The 6,414-nt window shown below is 35.6% G+C and carries 4 protein-coding genes; all 4 read left to right on the top strand.

Going from position 1 to position 6,414, the window contains the following annotated elements:
* Positions 1 to 19: 19 nt before the first annotated feature.
* Complete coding sequence (locus KO515_RS11850; RefSeq protein WP_215936556.1) at positions 20 to 1,222, top strand: DUF1566 domain-containing protein; 1,203 nt, start codon at positions 20 to 22, stop codon at positions 1,220 to 1,222.
* 159 nt (positions 1,223 to 1,381) lie between these two features.
* Positions 1,382 to 2,569 (top strand): efflux RND transporter periplasmic adaptor subunit, encoded by a 1,188-nt coding sequence (locus KO515_RS11855; protein WP_215936557.1) that lies wholly within the window; start codon positions 1,382 to 1,384, stop codon positions 2,567 to 2,569.
* Positions 2,570 to 2,581: 12 nt separating this feature from the next.
* Positions 2,582 to 5,740 carry an efflux RND transporter permease subunit gene (locus tag KO515_RS11860; RefSeq protein WP_215936558.1) on the top strand — a complete coding sequence of 1,053 codons (3,159 nt, stop codon included), beginning with the start codon at positions 2,582 to 2,584 and terminating at the stop codon, positions 5,738 to 5,740.
* 11 nt (positions 5,741 to 5,751) lie between these two features.
* The coding region (locus KO515_RS11865) for a TolC family protein (RefSeq protein ID WP_215936559.1) at positions 5,752 to 6,414 on the top strand (663 nt) is incomplete at its 3' end.

The following is a 6,414-nucleotide window of genomic DNA, read 5'->3' on the forward strand; positions in this document are numbered from 1 at the left end:
ACACCTAACACCTATAAATATGACTATTATAAACAAAACTATAAGCAGAACAATCACGTGTTTAGTCATTTTAAGTTTAGTGTCTTGTAAAGATGCTAAAAAGGAAACAACAGGTGTTTCTGAAAATGAAGTACATTTCGTATTAACAGATACTAGTCAAGATAAATTTTATGATAATGAAGGCAATCAAATTGATAAACCTAGCATAGACGATGCATTTTATGGTCAAGATGCTCAATTTATAGGGATTCAATCTTCGTATACAGATAATGGAGATGGCACTATAACCGACAATAACACAGGTTTAATGTGGCAAAAAACACCAGATTTTAAACACCATAATTATTATGATGCTTTTGATTATGTGGATAGCCTTGAAATTGGTGGTTACACGGATTGGAGACTACCAACCATTAAAGAATTGTGTTCACTTTTGAATTCTAATGGCGAATTATTTCCTCAAGATTTAGAAAAATCACAGCCATATTTAAATACAGATTATTTCGATTTTGAATACGATAAACGAATGCCGTATGCGGGACAATATTGGTCGAGTACAAAATATGTGAAAGGACCATTGCAGAATATACAAATGGAAGGAGCTTTCGGATTCAATTTCGCCGATGGTCATATAAAAGCCTACGAAACGGGTTTGTTTTTTGATGGTTCCGAAGGCATTCATGATCCAGGAAACAATGTAAGAGCAGTTAGAGGAACAGAAAATGTGTACGGTGTTAACGATTTCATAGATAATAAAGACGGAACAATCACAGATAAAGCAACCGGATTAATGTGGCAAAAAACAGACGATGGCAATACTTACAATTGGGCTGAAGCATTACAAGTTGCAAAAGAGAGCACCATTGCAGGTTACGACGATTGGAGATTACCTAATACTAAAGAATTACAAAGTATTGTGGATTATGACAAAGAAACATTCCCTGCAATAGATGAAAACTTTTTTGAATGTACCAATGATGATAGTTGGTTCTGGTCAAGTACAACACAAGGCGATTTTAAATACACAGCCTGTTATATAGCTTTTGGAAAAGCGTATAGTAAAGACAATAGTAGCGCTACAGAATATTATGATTGGCATGGTGCAGGCGCACAACGTTCGGACCCTAAATCTGGAAACATTGAAGATTATCTATTAGAATCGGTAAACGCTGCAGATTCCTTAAGAATAAAGAATTACGTGAGATTGGTTAGAAATAACTAAGTAAAAAATCATAATAAATTCCATCGATTGAAACTTACAAAACTTAGGTGTAATCTTCAGGTTGGTCTATTCCACTTGTGGTCGTTTTATAAAATATCGAAATTTACATATACAGTTTATAAACCATTAAAAATTAGAATTAAATAACAATCAAAATAGATGAAAACTACAACAATTAAATTCCAGACTTTGTGTTTTGGCTTATTTATAGGTCTGCTTTCCGTGTCTTGTACAAGCAATAAAAAGGCTGAAACAGCAAATCAAGTTTCAGAATATGATGTGTTAACGGTCAGTCCGCAAACGGTACATCTTTTTAGAGAATTTCCTGCAAGTATTGAGGGTATTGAAAATATAGAAATAACACCTAAAATAGAAGGTTTTATAGAGCAAGTATTAGTTAATGAAGGAGATTATGTTGAAAAAGGGCAACTACTTTTTATCTTAAACGCACCACAATATTCGCAAGATTTATTGAGTGCAAAGGCGGCAATTAGTAGTGCAGAAGCAGAAGTAAGCTCGGCACAATTAGATGTAGAAAAAGCAAAGCCTTTAGTAGAACGAGAAATCATAAGTAGTTTTGAATTGGCTTCTGCTAAAAACACAGTGACTGCAAAAAAAGCTGCTTTAGAGCAAGCTAAAACCGATTTAGCAAACGCAATTACTAACAATAATTACACTAGAATTAAAGCGCCAGTATCTGGTTATATTGGCACATTACCTTATAAATTAGGAAGCTTAGTTAGTAGTTCTACAGCCGCTTTAACAACCGTTTCAAACATCAAACAAGTGTATGCATATTTTTCTATTAATGAAAAATTTCACTTAGAAGTGATGCGTTCTCGTAAAGGCAATACACCAGAAGAACGCGCAAAAAACACACCAGAAGTTTATCTATTATTACCAGATTACACCTTGTTTGATCAAGTGGGAAAAATACAAGCCATTAGCGGACAAGTAGATGAAGAAACAGGGTCATTTAATGTGCATGCCATTTTTGATAATCCGGATGGATTGCTAAGAACAGGAAATAGTGCTACTGTAAAAATCCCTAGAGAAGTAGAGAATGCTTTACTTATTCCGCAATCGGCAACCTACGAGATTCAAGGCAATGTTTTTGCTTATGTGTTAGATAGCGAATCGAAAGCTAAGGCAACGAAACTAACGGTAGAATCTTCAACCTCTGGTAAAGCCTACATTGTAACCAATGGCTTAAAAGCGAATGACCAAGTGATTATTGAAGGCATCAACACCTTGTCTGACGGTAAAGAAATTAAAGCCGTACAAGTAAATGCATCCGACATTGAAGCTTTACAAATTGAAGATATTACAATCGATAGTAATTCATAAAGAAGAAAAGATATGTTTAAGAATTTTATAAAAAAGCCGGTACTTTCTTCCGTGATTTCCATCATTATTTTAGTGTTGGGTGTTATAGGAATTACAAGTTTGCCAATGTCACAATATCCAGACATTGCACCACCAACCGTACGAGTTTCTGCATCTTATGATGGAGCCAATGCCGAAGCGGTTTTAAATAGTGTCATTGTGCCGTTAGAAGAACAGATTAATGGAGTAGAAGGTATGACCTATATGACGTCTACGGCTACTAGTGGTTCTGCCAGCATTACCGTATATTTTGAATTGGGTACAGATCCAGATATTGCGGCAGTAAATGTGCAAAACAGTGTGTCTAGTGCATCTAACTTATTACCAGAAGAAGTAACGCAATCTGGTGTTACAACTGAAAAACAACAAAGTAGTAATGTGTTAATTGTTGGTTTATATAGTGATAACGATGATTATGACGAAGAGTTTATTCAGAATTATGCCGAAATCAATATCGTTCCTATTCTAAAAAGAATTAACGGTGTTGGTAGTGCCTCTTCTTTTGGCTCTAGAGATTATAGTATGCGTATTTGGTTAAAAGCCAATATTATGGCGAACTACGGATTAATTCCTTCGGATATTAGTACCGCATTGGCAGACCAAAACTTAGAAGCTGCACCTGGTGAATTAGGTTTGCAAGGCGACCAAGCCTATCAATACACTTTAAAGTATAAAGGAAAATTACAAAATGCATCCGAGTTTGAAGACATCATCATTAAAACGACTGATGATGGACGTATCTTAAGATTAAAAGATGTTGCTCGTGTAGAATTAGGTTCACAATCATACAGCACATCAACGTTGATAAATGGAAGTCCAGGAGTTGGTATTGCTATTGCTCAAAGTTCTGGCTCTAACGCACAAGAGGTTGTAGAAAATGCACTTGCAACGCTAGAAAAAGCTTCTGTAAATTTTCCAGAAGGTATTAAGTATGTCGAGTTAATGAATGCCAACAATTTCTTAGAAGCCTCTATTGAAAAAGTAATACATACACTTATTGAAGCTTTTTTATTAGTGTTTTTAGTCGTTTTCATCTTCTTACAAGATTGGCGATCTACCCTAATTCCAGCAATTTCAGTGCCTGTGGCTATTGTAGGTACATTCTTTTTCTTGAGTGTATTTGGTTTCACTATTAACTTACTAACGCTATTTGCACTTATGCTTGCCATTGGTATTGTGGTAGATGATGCTATTGTTGTGGTCGAAGCGGTACACGCAAAATTAGATTCAGGTTACAGATCGGCAAGAAAAGCCAGTTTAGATGCTATGAATGAAATTTCCGGAGCCATCATTTCTATTACTTTGGTGATGTCTGCCGTATTTATTCCGGTAACTTTTATAAGTGGTTCATCGGGTGTTTTTTATCAGCAATTTGGATTAACCTTAGCCATTGCTATTATTCTTTCTGCGATTAATGCCTTAACCTTAAGTCCTGCATTGTGTGCGTTATTATTGAAACCACATGAAGAAGAACACGAGAAAAAAGGATTTTTACAGCGTTTTTATGTCGCTTTTAATACAGCCTTTGAAAAAACCACAGGAAAATATAAAAAGTCGGTGTCTTTCTTAATGCATAAAAAAGGCATAGCTATTACCATACTTTGCGTGTTTATTGGGTTGTTTGTCTATTTAATGAATACCACAGCAACAGGTTTTGTGCCTGATGAAGATCAAGGAACTATTATGGCAGATATTAGTTTGCCCGCTGCTTCTTCACTAGAAAGAACAGAAGAGGTAGTAACTAAAATACAAGAAATTGTAGGAGATATTCCTGAAGTTAAAGCCGTTTTAAGGTCGTATGGTAGAGGCATGATTAGTGGAGAAGGATCTAACTACGGCATGGTCATTTTAAAATTAAAAGATTGGAGTGAAAGAACAGGCGATGATCAAGATGTACAATCGATTATTAAACGATTATTCGCAAAAACGGCACATATTAAAGATGCTAGAATTATCTTTTTTGCACCACCAACCATTACAGGTTTTGGAATGAGTAACGGTTTTGAAGTGCAATTACAAGACCAAAAAGGGGGCACTATTGATGAGTTATATACGGTTAGTCAAGATTTTATAAAAGGCTTAAGTGAACGCCCAGAAATACAGTATGCCAATACCACGTTCGATCCAACTATCCCACAATATGAAGTGGTCGTCGATGTGGCAAAAACCAAGTTAGCAGGTTTGGATGTCGAAGGCGTTTTAAGTGTGATGCAAGGCTATTTTAGTGGTGTGTATGCGTCGAGTTTTAATAAATTTGGAAAGCAATATCGCGTTATTTATCAGGCAGAATCTAGCTTTAGAGAAAATACCGAAAGTCTAAATGCTATTAAAGTTAAAAACAGCAATGGTATTATGGCACCTATAAGTGAGTTTGTAACGTTGAAACGTGTTTACGGACCGCAAAGTGTAACACGATTTAACCTCTTTACAGCAGCTAAAATTACAGGAGCACCTAATGATGGTTATAGTTCTGGGGATGCTATTGCTGCAATCGAAGACGTGGCGTCACAAACACTACCTACAGGTTATGGTTACGAATATTCAGGTATGACAAGAGAAGAAATATCTGCTGGTAGCCAAACGGTATACATTTTTATGTTGTGTTTCATCTTTGTGTATTTCCTTTTATGTGGTCAATACGAGAGTTATATACTTCCAATTGCTGTACTATTAGCAGTTCCTGCAGGTTTATCTGGTGTATTGATATTTGCAAATCTATTCGGAATTAGTAACAATATATACATTCAAATTACCTTGGTAATGCTTATCGGCTTATTGGCTAAAAATGCCATTTTAATTGTGGAATTTGCCATACAGAGACGACGAGAAGGAGAGTCTATCGTGCAAGCAGGACTAGATGGCGCAATAGCAAGATTCCGACCAATTTTAATGACATCCTTTGCTTTTATTTTCGGTTTATTGCCACTGATGATTGCAACCGGAGCAGGCGCAACAGGAAATAGAGCTATTGGTACAGGTGCTATTGGAGGTATGTTAATAGGTACTATTTTGGGTGTTTTAATTATACCAGTACTATTTATCATCTTTCAAAACCTTCAAGAAAAATTAGTGGGATTACCACATGATTGGGAAGATGAAGAAGACGATAAAAACACAGCATTAAACGCATAAATTAGATCATTATGACATTTAAAAATTTAAAATATATCACTCTAATTACGCTATTTGTGCTTACTTTGAATTCGTGTGGCGTAGTGACTAAAACCTATGTCGCACCAGATATAGCGCATGCAGAAAATTATAGAGATACTTTAGTGCAAGACACCACATCTATGGCTAATATACCATGGAAAGATTTGATATCAGATTCTATTTTACAAAATCTGATTGAGGAAGGCTTGCAAAACAATCTCGATTTAAAAGTTGCGATTGAAAATATCAATCAAGCCAAAGCAAGTTTAGTAGAAGCGAAACTACAATTCTTGCCTAGTTTAGAAGGTTCAGCGAAAGTAACACGCTCAAAAACTTCGGAAGCAGCGTTAAATTTAGGAGGTGTAAGTGGTATTAATTTGAACACCACTTCTTATGTTGGTCAGCTGAGTAGTAGTTGGGAATTAGATGTTTGGGGAAAGTTAAAAAGCAATAAACGTTCTGTTTTAGCTTCTTTCTTAAAAACGGAAGCCGCTACCAGAGCAGTGCAAACCCAATTAATATCTGATATCACAGAAAGTTATTATAATTTACTGGCATTAGACGCTCAATTAGAAATTACTAAAGCAACCCTTGAGAATAGAAAAAAGGATCAAGAAACCATGAAATTGCTTAAAGAATCAGCCATTGTTGAT

This window comes from Winogradskyella psychrotolerans, assembly GCF_018860545.1.
GTDB classification, from domain to species: domain Bacteria; phylum Bacteroidota; class Bacteroidia; order Flavobacteriales; family Flavobacteriaceae; genus Winogradskyella; species Winogradskyella psychrotolerans_A.

Excerpts from the sequence above, each read along its gene's own strand:
- KO515_RS11855 (WP_215936557.1), top strand. The coding sequence starts at position 1,382 with ATGAAAACTACAACAATTAAATTCCAGACTTTGTGTTTTGGCTTATTT.
- KO515_RS11860 (WP_215936558.1), top strand. The coding sequence starts at position 2,582 with ATGTTTAAGAATTTTATAAAAAAGCCGGTACTTTCTTCCGTGATTTCC.
- KO515_RS11850 (WP_215936556.1), top strand. The coding sequence starts at position 20 with ATGACTATTATAAACAAAACTATAAGCAGAACAATCACGTGTTTAGTC.